We start from the raw sequence: 17467 nt of genomic DNA on the forward strand, positions 1-17467 counted from the left end.
GACACCACCCCCCGGGTCATGGTCGACAGGGGGCAAAAGTCATGCCGGGCCAGAAGGCCGGGAGCCTCATGATCGAGGCCGTCTAGAAGGTAACGGGGGGTACGAGTCGCGGTCCGGGTCCGGGGCGGGTGTGCTCCGTCCCGGACCCGGGGGCGCGTCGTTCAGGTGAGGGTGCAGACGGCGGTGCCGGGCAGGCCGGTGGAGTCGCCGGTGGCGTTGAAGCCGAAGGTCGTCTTGCCGGAGGGCGGGATCGCGGCGTTGTAGTCGGCGTTCGAGCCGGTGACCGAGGAGCCCGACTGCGTCAGCCGGGTGCTCCAGGCGGTCGTCACCTTCTGGGCGCCGGGCCAGCTCCAGCCGACCCGCCAGCCTGTGCTGGTGGCGGTGCTGGTGTTGGTGACCGTCACCTCGCCGGTGAAGCCGCCGGACCAGGAGCTGACCACCCTGGTGGTGGCGGTGCAGCCGGAGCTACTCCCCGAGCCCTGCGTGGTGGCCGGGACGGCGACCGAGGCGGCGGACGTGCCTCCCGCGCTGTCGCGCGCCGTGACCGTGTAGGTGTAGGAGGTCGCGGCGGTCAGGCCGGTGTCGGTGAAGGTCGTGCCGGTGGGGCTGCCCACCGGCTGCCCGTCGCGGTGGACGGTGTAGCCGGCGGCACCGGGCGAGGCGCTCCAGGACAGCGAGACGCTGGTGGCGGTGGTCGCGGTCACCGCGAGGTTCGCCGGCGCCTCCAGCGACCCGCTGCCGCCGTCGCTGGTGGTGTAGCCGACGCCGGTGTACGGCTGGGGGCAGCCGGAGGAGCAGGAGCCCGGCAGGGCGAAGGTGTACGTCCGGCCGCCCTGGACGAGCCGGTCGTCGGCGTCACGGACCCGGACGGTGTAGGTCGAGCCGCCCGCGGAGTTCGGGCCGATCGTGTACTGCTGTCCCAGGTCGCTGACCATGGCGGCCGGCGTCCACGCGGTGCCGTCGTAGTACTCCACGCCGTGGATGCCGTTGGGCAGGCGGGTGACGTCGATGGTGGGCCACCAGGAGGCGGCGTTCTGGACGAAGCCGATCCCGATGTCGCCGGAGTAGCCGGGTGCCGGGATGAACGACCAGGAGACGTGCCGGTTGTTCCAGCGGCCCGGGTACATGTCCGCCACCGGCCGCCCGCCGAGCTGGAAGGCGTTGAGCGAGCGGGTGGCCAGGTCCAGGTGGTACGGGTCGTCCCGGCACCAGGCGTTGGTGTCGCCGCAGCTGTCGGCGACCAGCATGTCCAGGGTGGCGCCGTTGTACTGGTCCGCCGTCCAGTTTCCATTGCGGCAGAACGCCTGGCCCGCCGCGCCGTCGTTGACGCCGGTGCAGTAGTCGCCGATGGTCACGCGGACCCAGCGTCCGCAGTTGTGGCCGTTGGCGAACAGTCCCATGCGGGCGGCGTCGCCGGAGGGGATCGGGCGCGCGGTGGGCTGACCGGTGTAACTGCCCGGCGTGTTCCACACGTTGAGCGCCACGAAGTGCTGGGACTCCAGCTGTGCCTGCGGTACTCCGCAGCCGCCGTACGGCGCTCCGAGGCCGTCGAAGTGCGTGGCGTTGCCGGTGGTGTCCGCCGCGTCCGCGAGGGCGGCCCGGGTGACCGATGCGGCGGCGGGCGGGGACGACAGGCCGGGCAGGAACGACGGGACGAGCAGGAGCACGCCCAGGACCGCCGTGCGCAGTGATCGTCGGCGGGTGCGTCGCGCGCGAGGGGCGGTGGTCACGGTGGCCTCCCTGGTGCCGGGCCCGACGGCCGGCACGTCGACGGTCCCGACCTCGCGATTCCCGTGCCGTCGGTCGGGTTCATGCCAATCATGCGGCCGGAACCGCTCCCGGTCACGCCTCCTGTACCCACTATTTGGGAGCGCTCCCATCAGGGCCCTGGTAGCGCCTCCACGGCCGCCACCGTGACCGGGTGGCGGCCGTGGCAGAGACCCGAGCCGCTACGAGCGGGCGGGCGGCGCCAGCAGCCCGGCGGCCACGAAGTAGGCGAAGTACCGGTCGAGGATCTCGGGGCCGACCTCCGGGACGTCCCAGCCGGAGCCGGCGAGCCCCGCGAGGAGGTTGCGCCGGTCGTAGCGGGTGGGAAGGTTGCCCGGCGCGGCGCGGGTGCCGCTGCCGAGCAGGGCGACGGCGTGGACGGACCCGGTGCGGGAGACGGGCGTCTCGGCGGCGGCGTTCTCCACGCGCTTGCGCCAGACGGACGGGGAGACCCGCTCCATCGGGTACCCGAACTCCTGCGCGTGGTCGAGCACCGCGTCCGCGGCGGTCCCGGCGGGGGCCGCGATGTTGTAGGACCGGCCGTCGGGCCGCTGGGTGAGGGCGAGGTGGACGAAGGCGCGCGCGGCGAAGTCCACCGGCACCAGGTTCTGCCGTTCGACGGTGCCGTCGTCGCGCACGGGCCGGGCCCCGATCTCGGCGCAGGCGCGCACCTTGTGCCAGAACGCGTCGTCGGGTCCCATGGCCCCGGTCTCGCTGTGGCCGCTGATCCGGGCCAGCCGGTACGTCGCGGTCGGCATGCCGCGGTCGCGGGCCAGCCGGCCGATGCCCTCCCCGACCCACTTGGTGCACACGTAGCCGTTGGTCCCGAGGGCGTCCGGCGGGCTCAGCCAGTCCTCGGGCAGCGTGTCGGGGTCCTCGCCGGGAGCGGCGGCCAGGGTGCCGACCGTGGAGATCTGGTGCACGGGCTTGATCCGGTGGCGGGCCGCGAGGCGGAACACCTCCTGTACGCCGGAGACGTTCGCGGCGCGCAACTGCCCGTAGGACTCCAGGTGGTTGACCCGGGCCCCGTTGTGGTAGATCACGTCGATCCGGCGGGCGAGGTCGTCGAACCGGTCGGCGGACAGTCCGAGCAGCGGCTGCGCGAGGTCGCCGGGGACCGGGACGATCCGGGCGGCGAACCGGTCGTCCCACAGGCCGTAGCGTTCCTGGCCGCGCCGCAGTCGCGCGAGCGCGTCGGCCGGGGTGGCGGCCCGGACCAGGCAGTGGACGTCGGCGGTGGTGCGTTCCAGGACCTCCCGGAGGATGAAGGACCCCACGAACCCGGTGGCCCCGGTCAGCAGGACGGCGTCCGGCGCGGCGGGGTCCGGGGTGTCGTAGCCGTCCGGCGCGGTGATCGACGGGTCGAGGGAGATCTCGGCGGCGAGGTCGGGCAGCGCCTGGGTCTCGGTCCGGGCCGTGTCGCCGGTACCGAGCAGGGCGTCCAGGGCTGCCGGGGTCTCGTGCTCGAAGACCACGTTCAGGGGGAGGGCCGTGCCGAAGCGCTGGTTGATCGCGCGGACGAGCCGGACCGTGAGGAGCGAGTGTCCGCCGAGCGCGAAGAATCCGTCGTGGAGTCCGGCCTCCCGCACGCCCAGGGTGTGGGCGAAGAGGTCGCACAGGGTTCGCTGGCGTGCGGTGAGGGGCTGGTCCCGGGGGGTCCGGTCGCCCGGTTCCGGGGCCGGCAGGGCATCGCGGTCGACCTTGCCGTTGGGGGTCAGGGGCAGCCGGTCCAGCAGCACGATCGCCGAGGGCACCAGGTACTCCGGGAGGTGCTCGCGCAGGTGGGCGCGGAGGTCGTCGGCCGACGCCCCGGTCTCGCTGGTCTCCTCGGTCTGCTTGGCGACGGCGTAGGCGACGAGCCGTCGGTCGCCGGGCCGGTCCTCCCGGACGATCACCTTGGCCTGCGCCAGCCGGGGGTGGGCCGCGAGGGCCGCCTCGATCTCGCCGGGCTCGATGCGGAAGCCGCGGACCTTGGCCTGTTCGTCGGCGCGTCCGAGGAACTCCAGTTCTCCGTCGCGCCGCCACCGCACCACGTCTCCCGTGCGGTACATCCGCGCCCCGGGCGGGCCGTACGGGGCGGCGACGAACCGTTCGGCGGTCAGGCCCGGCCGGCCGAGGTACCCGCGGGCCAGCCCCGGTCCGGCCACGTACAACTCGCCGGCCACCCCCGTCGGCACCGGCCGCAGGGCGGCGTCCAGGACGACGGCGTGGGTGCCGGCGATGGGCCGGCCGATCGGGGGCGGGGTCGGGCCGGTCGCGGAGAGCGGCCCGCTCATGGTGGCGCACACCGTGGCCTCGGTCGGGCCGTAGGCGTTGATGAGCCGCCGGCCGGGCGACCAGCGTTCCACCAGGCCGGGCGGGCACGCCTCGCCGCCGACCACCAGGGTCGTCGACGCGGGGACGTCGTCGTCGGCCACGGCCGCCAGGACCGACGGGGGCACCAGGGCGTGCGTCACGGCGAGGCGCCGGTCGGTGAGGGCGCTCAGGGGTTCGGCGGCCGGGGCTAGGACCAGGGCGGCGCCGGACAGCAGGGCGTTGGTGAGGTCCCAGAACGACGCGTCGAAGCTCGGCGAGGCGAACTGGAGGATGCGGCTGCTCGCGTCGATGGCCAGCCGTTCGACGGTGGCCGCATGGAGGGCGCCGACCCCCGCGTGGCTGACCACCACGCCCTTGGGCCGGCCGGTCGAGCCCGACGTGTAGATCACGTACGCGGGCTGCCGGGCGTCGACCGCCACCTCGGGGGCGGTCGGCGGGTATGCCTGCGTCTCGCGCACGGTGCTCGGGTCGTCGACGATCAGGGCGGGGCGGGCGTCGCCGAGCATGAACTCGACGCGTGAGCGCGGATACTCCGGGTCGACCGGCAGGTAGGCCGCGCCTGCCTTGAGGACGCCCAGCACCGCCACGACGAGTTCGGGTGAGCGGGGCAGGACGAGCGCGACGAGCTGTTCGGGGCCGACCCCGCGCTCGCGCAGCAGGTGCGCGAACCGGTTGGCCCGGCGGTCGAGTTCGCCGTAGGTGAGCGTCACGTCCCCGGCCGTCACCGCGACCGCGTCCGGTGCCAGGGCCGCCCGCGCCTCGAACGCCTTCGGGATGACGAACCCGGTCTCGTCCGCGGGCGCGTTGAGCAGGCGCGCGCGTTCGTCGTCGGTGAGGACGTCGATGCGGGTCACGGCCGTGTCGGGGTCGGCGACTACGGCTTCGAGCAGGCGCGTCCAGCGGGCGACCAGCGTCTCGACGGTGCCGGGGTCGAACAGGTCGGTGGCGTACTCGACGGCTCCGGTGATGCCGCCGGGGCCGCCGTCGGGCCGGTGGCGTTCGCGCAGGTTGAGGACCAGGTCGAACTTGGCGGTCCGGAGGGGCATGGGCACGGTGGACACGTGCAGCCCCGGCAGGTCGAACTCGCCGAGCGGCACGTTCTGGAGCGCCAGGATCGTCTGGAAGAGCGGGTTGTACGACAGGGTCCGCGCGGGGTTGAGGGCCTCGACGAGGTTGTCGAACGGCATGTCCTGGTGGGTGTACGCCGCGAGCGCGTTCTCCCGGACGCGCGCCAGCAGTTCGCTGAACGTCGGATCGCCCGAGGTGTCGGTGCGCAGCACCAGGGTGTTGACGAAGCAGCCGACCAGTTCGTCGAGTTCCTGGTCGGTGCGGCCGGCGATGGGGCTGCCGACGGGGATGTCGGTGCCCGCGCCGAGCCGGGTGAACAGGGCCGCGAGCGCGGCTTGCAGGACCATGAACATGCTGCTGCCGGTGCGCCGGCACAGGTCCGCGAGCCCGGCGTGCAGGTCCGGGCTCAGCTCGACCCCGGCGATGTCGCCGCGGTGCGACGCCACCGGTGGCCGGGGCCGGTCGGCCGGCAGCCGGATGTGCTCGGGGAGTCCGGCCAGCTGCCGCTTCCAGTAGGCCAGTTGGCGGGCGTACAGGCTGTCGGGGTCGGACTCCTCGCCGAGCAGGTCGCGCTGCCACAGCGTGAAGTCCGCGTACTGCACGGGCAGGTCGGGCCAGTCGGGAGCCAGGCCCTGGCAGCGTGCCGCGTAGGCGGCGGCCAGGTCGCGGGCGAGCGGCGTCATGGACCAGCCGTCGCTGGCGATGTGGTGCACCAGCACCTGGAGGACCTGTTCGTCGGGGCCCAGGGTGAACAGTTCGGCGCGCAGCGGCATCTCGGTGCCCAGGTCGAAGCGGTACTGCGCCGCCTCGGCCAGCCGCGTGTCGAGGTCGGCGGCGTCGGTCTCGCTCACCCGCAGTGCGGGACGCGCCTGGCCGGCGTCCAGGATGCGCTGGTGGGGTACGCCGTCCACCTCGGCGAACACCGTCCGCAGGCTTTCGTGCCGTGCGACGACGTCGGCGAGGGCCGCCTGAAGGGCCGTGCGGTCGAGGCGGCCGGACAGCCGCAGGGTCAGGGGGACGTTGTAGGTGGTGCTGGGGCCTTCGAGCTGGTAGAGGAACCACAGGCGGCGCTGGGCGAACGACAGGGGCACCCGCTCGGGGCGTCGTGCCGGGGTCGGCGCCGGGCGCGCCGAGTCGCCGCGGACGAGGAGCTGGGCGAGGCCGGCGACGGTCGGGGCCCTGAAGACGTCCCGCGCGGAGAGTTCGGCGCCCAGCAGTGCCCGGGTCCGTGCGACGAGCCGCATGACCAGCAGCGACTGGCCGCCGAGCGCGAAGAAGTCGTCGTCGACGCCCACCCGTGGCAGGCCGAGGAGTTCGGCGAACACCCCGCACAGGACTTCTTCCTGGGGGGTGCGCGGCGGGCGCAGCGTGACCAGGGCGGTGGCGTCGGGTGCGGGCAGCGCCCGCCGGTCCAGCTTCCCGTTGGCCGTCAGCGGGAGGGCCTTCAGCACGACGAACGCCGTCGGGACCATGTAGTCGGGCAGGGCGCGCATCGCGAGGTCCCGTACGGACGCCGTGTCCAGGTGCGCCGTGCGGGCGCCGGCTCCGGCGGGTGCGGCGGGGACGAGGTAGGCGACCAGGGTGCGTCCGGAGCCGGGCCGGTCCTCGCGGACGACGACCGCCGTCTGCCGGACGTCCGGGTGGCGCAGGAGGGCCGTCTCGATCTCGCCCGGCTCGATGCGGAAGCCGCGGATCTTGACCTGGTCGTCGGCCCGGCCCAGGTACTCCAGCTGGCCGTCCGGGCGGCGCCGTACGAGGTCCCCGGTGCGGTACATCCGTTCGCCGCCCGGTTCGAAGGGGCAGGCCACGAAGCGGCCGGCGGTCAGCCCGGGGCGGCCGGCGTAGCCGCGGGCGAGGCCCGCGCCGGCGACGTACAGCTCGCCCGGTACTCCTGCGGGGACCAGGCGCAGGGCCGTGTCCACGACGTACAGGCGGGTGTTGGCGACCGGGCGGCCGATCGGTACGCCGTCGTCGGTGTCCGGGTACACCCGGCCGCCGGTGGCGTCCACGGTGACCTCGGTCGGGCCGTACAGGTTGTAGACCTCGACCGGCAGGAGCCGGGTCACGCGGTCGACGACGTCCTGGGGCAGTGCCTCGCCGCCGCACAGCACCTGGCGCAGGCTCGTGCAGCGGGCCGCGTCCGGTTCGTCGACGAACACGTCCAGCATCGACGGGACGAACTGCACGCACGTCACCCGTTCGGCGGCGATGAGTTCGGTGAGGTAGTGCGCGTCCTGGTGCCCGCCGGGCCGGGCGAGCACCAGCCGCGCGCCCACCGTCAGCGGCCAGAACAGTTCGATCACCGAGCCGTCGAAGGTGACCGGTGTCTTCAGCAGGACCCGGTCGTCGGGCGTCAGCCGGCAGGTCCCCTGCAACCAGCGCACGTAGTTGGCGAGGCCCCGGTGGGGGACGACCACGCCCTTGGGGCCGCCGGTGGACCCGGAGGTGAAGATGACGTACGCGGGGTGGGTGTCGCGCAGGGGGCTGGTGCGGTCCTCGTCGGTGGGGCGGGTCGCCGGGAGTGCGGCCAGGGCGTCGGTGGTCTCCGGTGCGTCGAGGACGGTGACCGGGATGCCGGCGTCGGCGGGCAGGGCGCCGGCGGTCGCGGTGGTGGCGAGCGCGAGGCGGGGGCGCACGTCCTGGAGCATGGCGGTGATCCGGTCGGCGGGGTGGTCCGGGTCGAGCGGCAGGTAGGCGGCGCCGGCCTTCAGGACGGCGAGGGTCGCGACCATCATCCGTACGCCGCGCGGGACCGCGATCGCGACGATGTCCTCCGGGCCCACCGCCTTGCGGGTCAGCCAGTGCGCGAGCCGGTTCGCGCGCTCGTCCAGCTCCCGGTAGGTCAGCGGCCCTTCGTCCTCGTCGGGGGCGGCCAGCGCCACCGCGTCCGGGGTGCGGTCCACCTGGGCCTGGAACAGTTCCGTCCAGCCGCCGGCGAGCAGGTCGTCCGCGGCGCCGGTCCGTTCCGCCAGCAGCAGCCGGCGTTCGTCCTCGCCGAGCAGGTCCAGCTGTCCGGCCCGGGCCCGCGGGTCGGCGACGACCTGCTCGACGAGGCGCTCCAGGCGGGCCGCCAGGTCCGCCACCGCCGGTTCGTCGAACAGGTCGGCGCGGTGGTCGAGCCGCAGCAGGAGCGCGGAGTCCGGTACGACGGTCAGGGCCAGGGAGTAGTGCGGGGAGTCGCCGCCCGTGGTGGTGACGGTGAGTTTCGCGGCCGGGGTGGAGTACTCCTGGCCGGCGTGCGGATAGTTCTGGAAGACCATCACCGTGTCGAACAGGTCGCCGCTCGTGCCGGTGCCGGCGAGGCGCTGGATGTGGGAGAGGCCCAGGTGCTGGTGGGGCAGGAGGGCCGCCTGTTCGCCCTGGAGGCGGGCCGCGAGGTCGCCGACCGGTTCGTCGGCGCGCAGCCTCACCCGCAGGGGGAGGGTGTTGATGAACAGGCCCACCATGGAGTCGACGCCGGGCAGTTCGGCGGGCCGGCCCGAGACGGTGATGCCGAAGACCACGTCGTCGCGTCCCGTCATCCCGGACAGCAGCAGCGCCCAGCACATCTGCATCACGGTGTTGACGGTGACGCCCCGCTCCCGCGCCCAGGCCGCCAGCCGGCCGGTCAGGGCCTCGGGGAAGCGGTGGGTGACCAGCCCGCGCCGGACCGCGCTGCGGGCGACCTCGTGCCCGGGAGCGAGCAGCGTCGGCGCGGGCAGTCCCGCCAGCGCCCGGCGCCACGCCTCGGGGGCCGCGTCCCGGTCCTGGCCCGCCAGCCATGCCACGTACGCGCGGTAGGAGGGGGCGGGTGCCAGCCCGGTGTCGTCGCCGCCCCGCTCGTACAGGGCTGTCAGGTCCCGCACCAGCAGGGGCAGCGACCAGCCGTCCCACAGGATGTGATGGTTGGTCAGCACCAGGCGGTGGCGGTGCTTGCCGAGGCGCAGCAGGGCGAATCTGACCAGCGGCGGCCGGGCCATGTCGAAGCGGGTCCGGTACTCCTCCCGCGCCACGGCGCGCGCCCGTTCCTCGGCCGTCTCCACGTTCTCGTGCGAGACGTCGACCTCGCGCCAGGGCACGGTGACGTCCTTCGCCACGACCTGCACGGGGCCGCTCGCGCCCATCGTCAGGAATCCGGCCCGCAGGTTGGGGTGGCGGCGCAGCAGCGTCACGGCGGCGGCGTGCCAGGCGGCGGGGTCGGTCTCGCCTTCCAGGTCGATGCTCATCTGCCGGTTGTAGACGTCACCTCCCTCGGCCTCGTACTCCGCGTGGAACAGCAGCCCTTCCTGTAGCGGTGCGAGCGGCCAGACGTCCTCGATCCCGAATTCCATGTCCGGTCCTTTCGTGGGGGGAGGGGGGTGCGCGGGCGCGGTCAGTTCCCGGGGTTCAGGGCGCGCCAGACGCTTTCGAGATCGTCGATCTGCCGCTGGTCGAGGGAGACGAGCGGCATGTCGGAAGGGGTACGGCCGCCGGCGTCGGGATGGCTCGCGCCGGTGACGACGGTGGTGAGGGCGGTGTGCCACAGGGTGGCCAGGCGGTCGAGTTCGCCGGCCGCGAGGGTGGTGGCGGGGGCGGACAGGGTGGCCTGGAGGACGGGGCCTGTGCCGTCCTCGTAGGCGACGGTGTTGATCTCGATGCCGTAGCTCGTGGTCGCCCCGGGCGGTTCGGCGGCGAGGCCGTGTGTTTCGGGGGCGCGGGTCCACGGGGTGCTCGCCGCCGCGGCTCGGGGGACGCGGCCCAGGTAGTTGAAGGTGACCGGCGGGTGGGGCAGTCCGGCGAGGTGGGGGGCGGTGTCGGGGTTGAGGTGGCGCAGCAGTCCGTAGCCGAGTCCCTTGTCGGGGGCCTGGCGTACGAGTTCCTTGACGTGTTTGACGGCCTGGCCGACCGCCGGGCCCTCGGGGGTGTCGCGGGTGGCGTCGAGCGGGCCGAGGTCGAGGCGGACCGGGCGGCACACGGTGAACCAGCCGACGGTGCGGGAGAGGTCGAGGGAGCGCGGCATGCTGTCGACGGCCTGCCGGCCGTGGCTCTCCAGGGTGACGACCAGCGGGCGGGGTCCGCGCCAGCGCTGGAAGGCCATGGTCAGGGCGGTGAGCAGGAGGTCCTCGACGGTGGCGTGGAAGGCGGCCGGGAGGTCGGTGAGCAGGGGGAGCGTCTCTTCGCGCGAGAGGGTCAGCGTGGCGTGGGAGGGCGCGCCCTCGCCGCCGGGCAGGGGTTCGACGTCGTTCAGGACAGTGCGCCAGTACGGGAGTTCGGCGGCCCGGGCGGGCCGGACGGCCTCGGCGGTGAGCGCGCGGGCCCAGGTGCGGAACGAGGTGGGGACCGGGTCGAGGGGCCGGGCGCCGTCGGTGCCGGTGGCCAGGTCCCAGGCGCGGGCCAGGTCCGGCAGGAGGATGCCCCAGGACACGGCGTCGACGGCGAGGTGGTGGACGACCAGCAGCAGCCGGCCCGGTTCGCCCGGCCCGGCGTCGAACCAGACGGCCTGGACGACCCGGCCCGCGTACGGGTCGAGGCGTCCGCGTGCGGCCTCGGCCTCGGCGCGGACGACCTGCTGGCGCTCCTCGCTCCAGATGCCCGCGGGTGTGGGGCCGGCGTGGAGGCGGGTGACGTCGACGCGGGTGAGGCAGGTCGCGGGGTCGGTGGAGCCGGGCGGCGCGATGTGCAGTTCGCCGGGCTGCTGCGGTGCGTTCGTGATCCGCAGCCGCAGGGTGTCGTGGTGGTCGAGCAGCAGGCCGAGCGCCGCCGCGAGACGGGCCTCGTCGGTGTCCGGCGGGGTCACGAGCAGCAGGGTCTGGTTGAACTCCCTTATGGAGCCGCCGTGGTGCAGCCGCTCGTGCATGACGGCGGTCAGCGGCACGGCTCCGGTTCCGTCGTCGGTGTTCGCGGCGTCCTGCTCGGCGTCCGTGGCGACGGCGGCCAGCCGGGCGGGTGTCTTGTGCTCGAAGACGTCCCGGACCGAGATCGCCAGGCCCTGGGCCCGGGCCCCGCTGACGAGCTGGATCGACAGGATGCTGTCCCCGCCAACGGTGAAGAAGTCGTCGTCGGCGCCGACGCGGGGCAGGGCGAGGAGGTCGGCGAACAGTCCGCACAGCACCTCTTCGCGCGGGGTGCGGGGTGCGCGGCCGGCCGTCGGGGTGAAGTCCGGCGCGGGCAGCGCCCGCCGGTCCAGCTTCCCGTTCGGCGACAGCGGCAGCTCGGCGAGGGCGACGCACAGGGCGGGCACCAGGGCGTCCGGCAGCAGGCCGGCGACGAACCGGCGGACCTCCGCCGCGTCCAGGGTGCCGCGAGCCGGTACCAGGTATCCGACGAGCCGTTTGGTGCCCGCGGCGTCCACGTGCACGGTGACGGCCGCCTGGCCGACGGCCTCGTGGCGCAGCAGGGCGGCCTCGACCTCGCCCGGTTCGATGCGCACCCCGCGGATCTTGACCTGTTCGTCCGTGCGTCCCAGGTGCTCCAGTTGCCCGTCGCCGCGCCGGCGCACCACGTCCCCGGTCCGGTACATGCGCTCCCCGGAGCCGAACGGGCTGGCCACGAAGCGCTCGGCGGTCAGCGCGGCGCGGCCGGCGTACCCGCGCGCGAGCCCTTCGGCGGCGACGTACAGCTCCCCCGCGACCCCCGGCGGTACCGGCCGCAGCGCGGCGTCGAGGACGTGCAGGCGGGTGTTGGACACGGGCCGGCCGACGGTCACCGCCTCGCCGGGCAGGGCCTGGCAGGCGGAGACGAAGACGGTGGTCTCGGTGGGCCCGTAGGTGTTGTGGACCGGTGTCCCCAGCAGGTCGGTGGCGGCGGTGACGGTCGCGGCGGGCAGGGCCTCGCCGCCGCACATCACCCATTTCAGCCCGGTGCAGCGCGCGGCGGCGGGCTCCTGGGTGAAGACCTCCAGCATCGACGGCACGAAGTGCACGGCGGTGACGGCCTCGGCTGCGATGACCTGGGCGATGTAGCGCGGGTCCTGCTGGCCGCCGGGCCGCGCCAGCACGACGGCCGCGCCCGTGGTCAGCGGCCACAGCAGTTCGATCACCGAGGCGTCGAAGGTGACCGGCGACTTGTGGAGCATGCGGTCCTCGGGCGCGAGCCGGTACTCGCGTTGCAGCCACTGCGTGAAGTCGACGAGCCCGCGGCGGTGGATCACCACGCCCTTGGGGCGGCCGGTCGAGCCGGAGGTGTGGACGACGTAGGCGGGGTGGGCCGGCAGCAGCGGGCGCGGCAGGTCTGCGACGGTGGGGTCGGTGGCCGGCAGCCCGCTCAGCTCCCGGACGGCGTCCGGGGTGTCGACGGCCACGACGCCCACCCCGTCGACGGCGGGGAGGCTCGCGGCGGTGTCGGCGGTGGCGAGCACCAGCCCGGGGCGTCCGTCGCGCAGCAGGTAGGCGACGCGCTCGGCGGGGTGGCCGGGGTCGACCGGCAGGTAGGCGGCGCCCGCCTTGAGGACGGCGAGGACGGCGACCACCATGCGTATCCCGCGCGGTACGGCGACGGCGACGACGTCCTCGGGGCCCGTGCCGCAGCGCAGCAGCCAGTGGGCGAGCCGGTTGGCCTGCTCGTTCAGTGCCCGGTAGGACACGGGGGCGGCGTCCTCGTCGGGGCTGACCAGGGCGACGGCGTCCGGGGTCTGTGCCGCCCGCTCCTCGAAGAGGCGGGTCCAGTCGGCGTCCGGGATCGGGTGGGCGGAGTCGTTCCAGGCGTCCAGGAGGCGCAGTTCGTCGGCGCCGAGCAGGTCGGCCGCCGCGAGCCGGGTGCCGGGGTCGGCCACGGCCTGCTCCAGGAAGCGTTCCAGGCGGTCGGCGAACGACCTCGCCGTGGACTCGTCGAAGAGGTCGGTGCGGTAGTGCAGGGTGCCGCGGATGCCGCCGGGGCCGTCGCTGTCGCGGGTCTCGGCGAAGTTGAAGGAGAGGTCGAACTTGGCCTCGGTGGGCAGGACGTGCTCGTACCGGGCCTCGACGCCGGGGAGGGTCAGCGGCGGGCGTGCGGTGTTGTCGACGGCCAGCATCACCTGGAAGACCGGGTGGTGGGCGAGGCTGCGGGCGGGGCTGAGCAGGTCGACGAGGCGTTCGAAGGGCAGGTCCTGGTGGGCGTAGGCGTCGAGGTCGGCGTCGCGGACGCGGCGCAGCAGGTCGCGGAAGGCGGGGTTGCCGCTGGTGTCGGTGCGCAGGGCGAGTGTGTTGACGAAGAATCCGATGAGCCCGTCGAGTTCGTCCTGGCCGCGCCCGGCGACGGGTGCGCCGAGCACGATGTCCTCTCCCGCGCCGAGCCGGGTCAGGACGGCGGCGAGCGCGGCCTGGAGGACCATGAAGACGCTGGCGCCGCTCTCGCGGGCGAGGTCGGTGATCCCCTGGTGCAGGGCGGGGGGCCAGTGCAGTTCCAGCACGGCGCCGTCGCGGCCGGCCGTGGCGGGGCGTGCGCGGTCGCAGGGCAGGTCGGCGCATTCGGGGATGCCGTCCAGGGTGCGCCGCCAGAAGTCCGCCTGTTCCTGTGCGGGTGCGCTGTCCTTCGTCTTCGGGCCGAGGAGTCCGTGCTGCCAGAGGGTGTAGTCCGCGTACTGGACGGGGAGCGGCGGCCATTGCGGGGCGTTTCCTTCGAGGCGTGCCTGGTAGGCGGTGCCGAGTTCGCGGATGAGGACGCCCATCGACCAGCCGTCGGCGGCGATGTGGTGCAGCAGGATCAGCAGGACGTGCTCGTCGGCGGCGGTCCGCAGCAGGCGTGCCCGCAGGGGGGTTTCCCGGGCGAGGTCGAAGGGGCGCGCGACCTCGTCGGCCAGGAGCTGCGCGACGGTGTCGGGGGCGGCGTCGCAGACCGTCAGGTGCGGGCGGGCCCGGTCCGCCGGGAGGATCCGCTGCCAGGGCTTTCCGGCATCGGCGGGGAAGACCGTCCGCAGGATCTCGTGCCGGTCCGTGACGTCGGCGAGCGCGGCCTCCAGGGCCGCCGGGTCCAGTTCGCCCGTCAGCCGTACGGCGAGCGGGATGTGGTAGGCGCTGCCGGAGCCGTCCAGGTTGTCCAGGAACCACAGGCGGTTCTGGGCGAAGGACAGCGGCAGCCGTTTCGGCCGTGCCGTGCGCACCAGGGGCGGGCGGGGCGGGAGGCCGCGGCCGGTCGCTCCGGCCAGGGCGGCCGGGGTGCGGGCCTCGAAGACGTCCCGTACGGAGAGGTCGGCGCCGAGGACCGTGCGGACGCCTGCCGCGAGGCGCATGGCGAGCAGGGAGTCGCCGCCGAGGGCGAAGAAGTCGTCGTCGACGCCGACGGCGGGCAGGCCGAGGAGGTCGGTGAACAGGGTGCACAGCGCCTCCTCCTGCGGGGTACGGGCCGGGCGTGCCGTGGCCTGTGCGGTGCGGCCGGGGGCGGGCAGCGCGCGCCGGTCCAGCTTCCCGTTCGGGGTCAGGGGCAGTTCGGGGAGCGTCACGTACGCGGCGGGCACCATGTAGTCGGGCAGCCGGTGTGCGGCGAACTCGCGTACGGCGGCGGGGTCCGGGGCGGGGCCGGCGGGGACGAGGTGGGCGACCAGGCGCCGGGTTCCGGACGGGTCCTCGTGGACGGTGACCGCGGCCTGCGCGATCTGCGGGTGGCGCAGCAGCGCGGCCTCGATCTCGCCGGGTTCGATGCGGAAGCCGCGGATCTTGACCTGCTGGTCGGCTCGGCCCAGGTACTCCAGGCGGCCGTCGGGGCCCCATCGGACCACGTCCCCGGTGCGGTACATCCGCTCGCCGGGCGCGCCGAAGGGGCAGGCCACGAAGCGGCCGGCGGTCAGCGCCGGGCGGCCCGCGTACCCGCGTGCCAGGCCCGGGCCCGCCACGTAGAGTTCGCCCGCGACGCCCTGGGGCACCAGTCTCAGTGCCGTGTCCAGGACGTGGACGCGCAGGTCGGTGAGGGGGCCGCCGATGGCGCCGGGCCGCAGGCCGTCGGTGCGGTCGGCCGGCAGGGGCAGGGCGGTGACGTGCACGGTCGTCTCGGTGATGCCGTACATGTTCACCAGGAGCGTGGAGTCCTGGGGCCGCAGCCGGTACCACTCGCGCACCGGGGCGAAGTCGAGTGCCTCGCCGCCGAACACCACGTACCGCAGGGACAGGGGCGGGCCGTCGGTCTCGCCCGCCTGGGCGCGCAGGAGTTCCCCGAACGCCGAGGGGGTCTGGCTGAGGACCGTGACGTGTTCGTGGGCGAGCAGCCGCAGGAAGCGGGCCGGATCTCGGCTGACGTCGAAGGGGACGGCCACCAGGGTGCCGCCGTGCAGCAGCGCCCCCCACAGCTCCCACACGGAGAAGTCGAAGGCGTAGGAGTGGAACAGTGTCCAGGTGTCGCCGGGTCCGATGTCGACCCACTTCCGGGCGGCGTCGAAGAGCCGGCCGACGTTGCGGTGCGGCACCACCACGCCTTTGGGCCGTCCGGTGGAGCCGGAGGTGTAGATGACGTAGGCGGGGTGGGCCGGCAGCAGGGGCCGGGCCCGGTCGCCGTCGGTGGGGTCGGTGGCGGGGTGTTCGGCGAGGGCGGTGGTGAGGGCGGGGTCGTCCAGGGCGACGACGGCCGCTTCGCCCGCGTCGGGGAGCGTGTCCCGCAGCGCGAGGGTGGTCAGGACGAGGCCGGGGCGGGCGTCGTCCAGCATGTGGGCGAGGCGGTCGGCCAGGTGGTCGGTGTCCAGGGGCACGTAGGCGGCGCCGGCCTTCAGCACCGCGAGGATCGCGACGACCGCTCCCGGGCCGCGGGGGACGGCGAGCGCCACCAGGTCCTCGGGGCCGGCGCCCTGGGCGATCAGCCAGTGGGCGAGGCGGTTGGCCCGCTCGTTCAGCTCCCGGTAGGTCAGGGTCCGGCGGTCCTCGCCGGCCTCGCCGGGGGCGACCACGGCCGTCGTGTGCGGGGTGCGGGCCGCCTGGGCCTGGAAGAGCGTCACCACGTCGCTGTCCACGGCGTGGGGGGCGGTGTCGTTGCCCTGGGCCAGCAGCCGCTGGCGCTCGGTGGGCGAGAGCAGGTCCAGGGTGCCGACGCGGGCGTCGTGGTCGGCGATCACCTGCTCCAGCAGCCGCAGGAACCGTTCCTGATGGGCCGTCAGGTCTGTCCGGTGCCACAGCTCGGGGTTCCCGCCGAGGAAGAACGCCATCCGGTCGCCGTCGACGGCGGTGAACCGCATGGACAGGTCCTCCGGGCGGGCGAAGGTGATCTCCCGCTCGGTGCGGTGGCCCGCGAAGTCCAGGTCCCCTCCGGCGGCGATGATGTTGACCAGCACGCCCTGCCGCATCCGGCCGGGCGCGGCGGCACCGGCCTCGGCGTCCGCTTCACGGGCCAGGAACTCGCTGCGGAAGCGCTGGTGCCCGACGGCTTCCCGGATCAGGTCCGCGACCCGCCGGGCGAGCTGGGCGAAGGGCTCCGCCCGCTCGACGCGGACCCGCAGCGGCAGGACGTTCGCCACCACCCCGGGCGTGGTCCGGCCCACGGGTCCGGTGCGGGCGCCCGCGGGCAGGTTGACGACCACCTCGGTCTCGCCGGTGACGGCGCTGACGTAGGCCGCGACGGCGGCGAAGAGCACCGCCGAGCGCCGTACCCCGGCCGCGTCGGCGACGCGGTGGAGCCCGGCCACGTCGATCGTCGTGTGCTCGGTGCGCAGGCTGCCGCGCACGACGTCGGGCCCGTGCGGGTCGGGCCGGGCGCCGTCCTCGGAGCCGAGGACGGACGGGACCAGTCCCCCGGCCGCCCGGTCGAGCCAGTAGGCGCGGTCCGCGGTGAACTCCTCGGAGGCGAGGTAGGCGCTCTCCTCGTCGGCGAGCGCGGCGACCGAGCCGTAGGACGGGGAGCCGGTGGGCTCACCGTCCACGAGCCGCCGGTAGACCTCCGCGACCCGGTGCTCCACCAGCGAGGCGCCGATCGCGTCGCTGATCAGGTGGTGGTACTGCTGGTGCCACAGGAAGCGGTCCGGGGCGAGCCTGAGCAGCGCGAACGCGAACAGGGGTCCGCGCGTGACGTCGTAGGGGCGCTCCCAGTGGCGGTCGATCCACGCGTCGGCCGCCGCGCGCGGGTCGGCCTCGGCGGACAGGTCGACGACGACCGGCTCCCACTGGAGGTCCGGGTCCGGGATCTGGCGTACCTGTCCGTCCTCGGCCACGAAGCGGGTGTGCAGGGCGTCGGTCTCCGTGACGACCTGCCGCAGCGCCCTGGTGAACAGCGGCGGGTCCACCGGCCCGAAGATCTCGCGCTGCGTCGAGAAGACGGGGTCGACGCCGCGGATCTGCGCCGAGAGCCAGATCTCCAGCTGGGCGGCCGTCAGGGGCAGGGCGGAGCGCTTCGTGTGCTCGGGCATGTCACCGTATCTCTTCGGATCTCGGGATCTTCGGATGAGGTTCAGGTCGCTTCGCGGGCGGTC

At 74.5% G+C, this 17467-nt stretch carries 3 protein-coding genes; all 3 read right to left on the bottom strand.

Going from position 1 to position 17467, the window contains the following annotated elements:
- Positions 1–161: 161 nt before the first annotated feature.
- Entirely contained in the window at positions 162–1730 is a 1569-nt protein-coding gene (locus PV682_RS41425; RefSeq protein ID WP_319737743.1) for a cellulose binding domain-containing protein, read from the bottom strand.
- A 219-nt stretch (positions 1731–1949) separates the two neighbouring features.
- Positions 1950–9461, bottom strand: coding sequence for a non-ribosomal peptide synthetase (locus tag PV682_RS41430; RefSeq protein WP_319737746.1), 7512 nt, complete (start codon positions 9459–9461; stop codon positions 1950–1952).
- A 41-nt stretch (positions 9462–9502) separates the two neighbouring features.
- Positions 9503–17404 carry a non-ribosomal peptide synthetase gene (locus PV682_RS41435; RefSeq protein ID WP_319737748.1) on the bottom strand — a complete coding sequence of 2634 codons (7902 nt, stop codon included), beginning with the start codon at positions 17402–17404 and terminating at the stop codon, positions 9503–9505.
- Positions 17405–17467 lie beyond the last annotated feature (63 nt).

Origin of the sequence: Streptomyces niveiscabiei (assembly GCF_033794345.1) — a bacterium.
GTDB lineage: Bacteria > Actinomycetota > Actinomycetes > Streptomycetales > Streptomycetaceae > Streptomyces > Streptomyces niveiscabiei.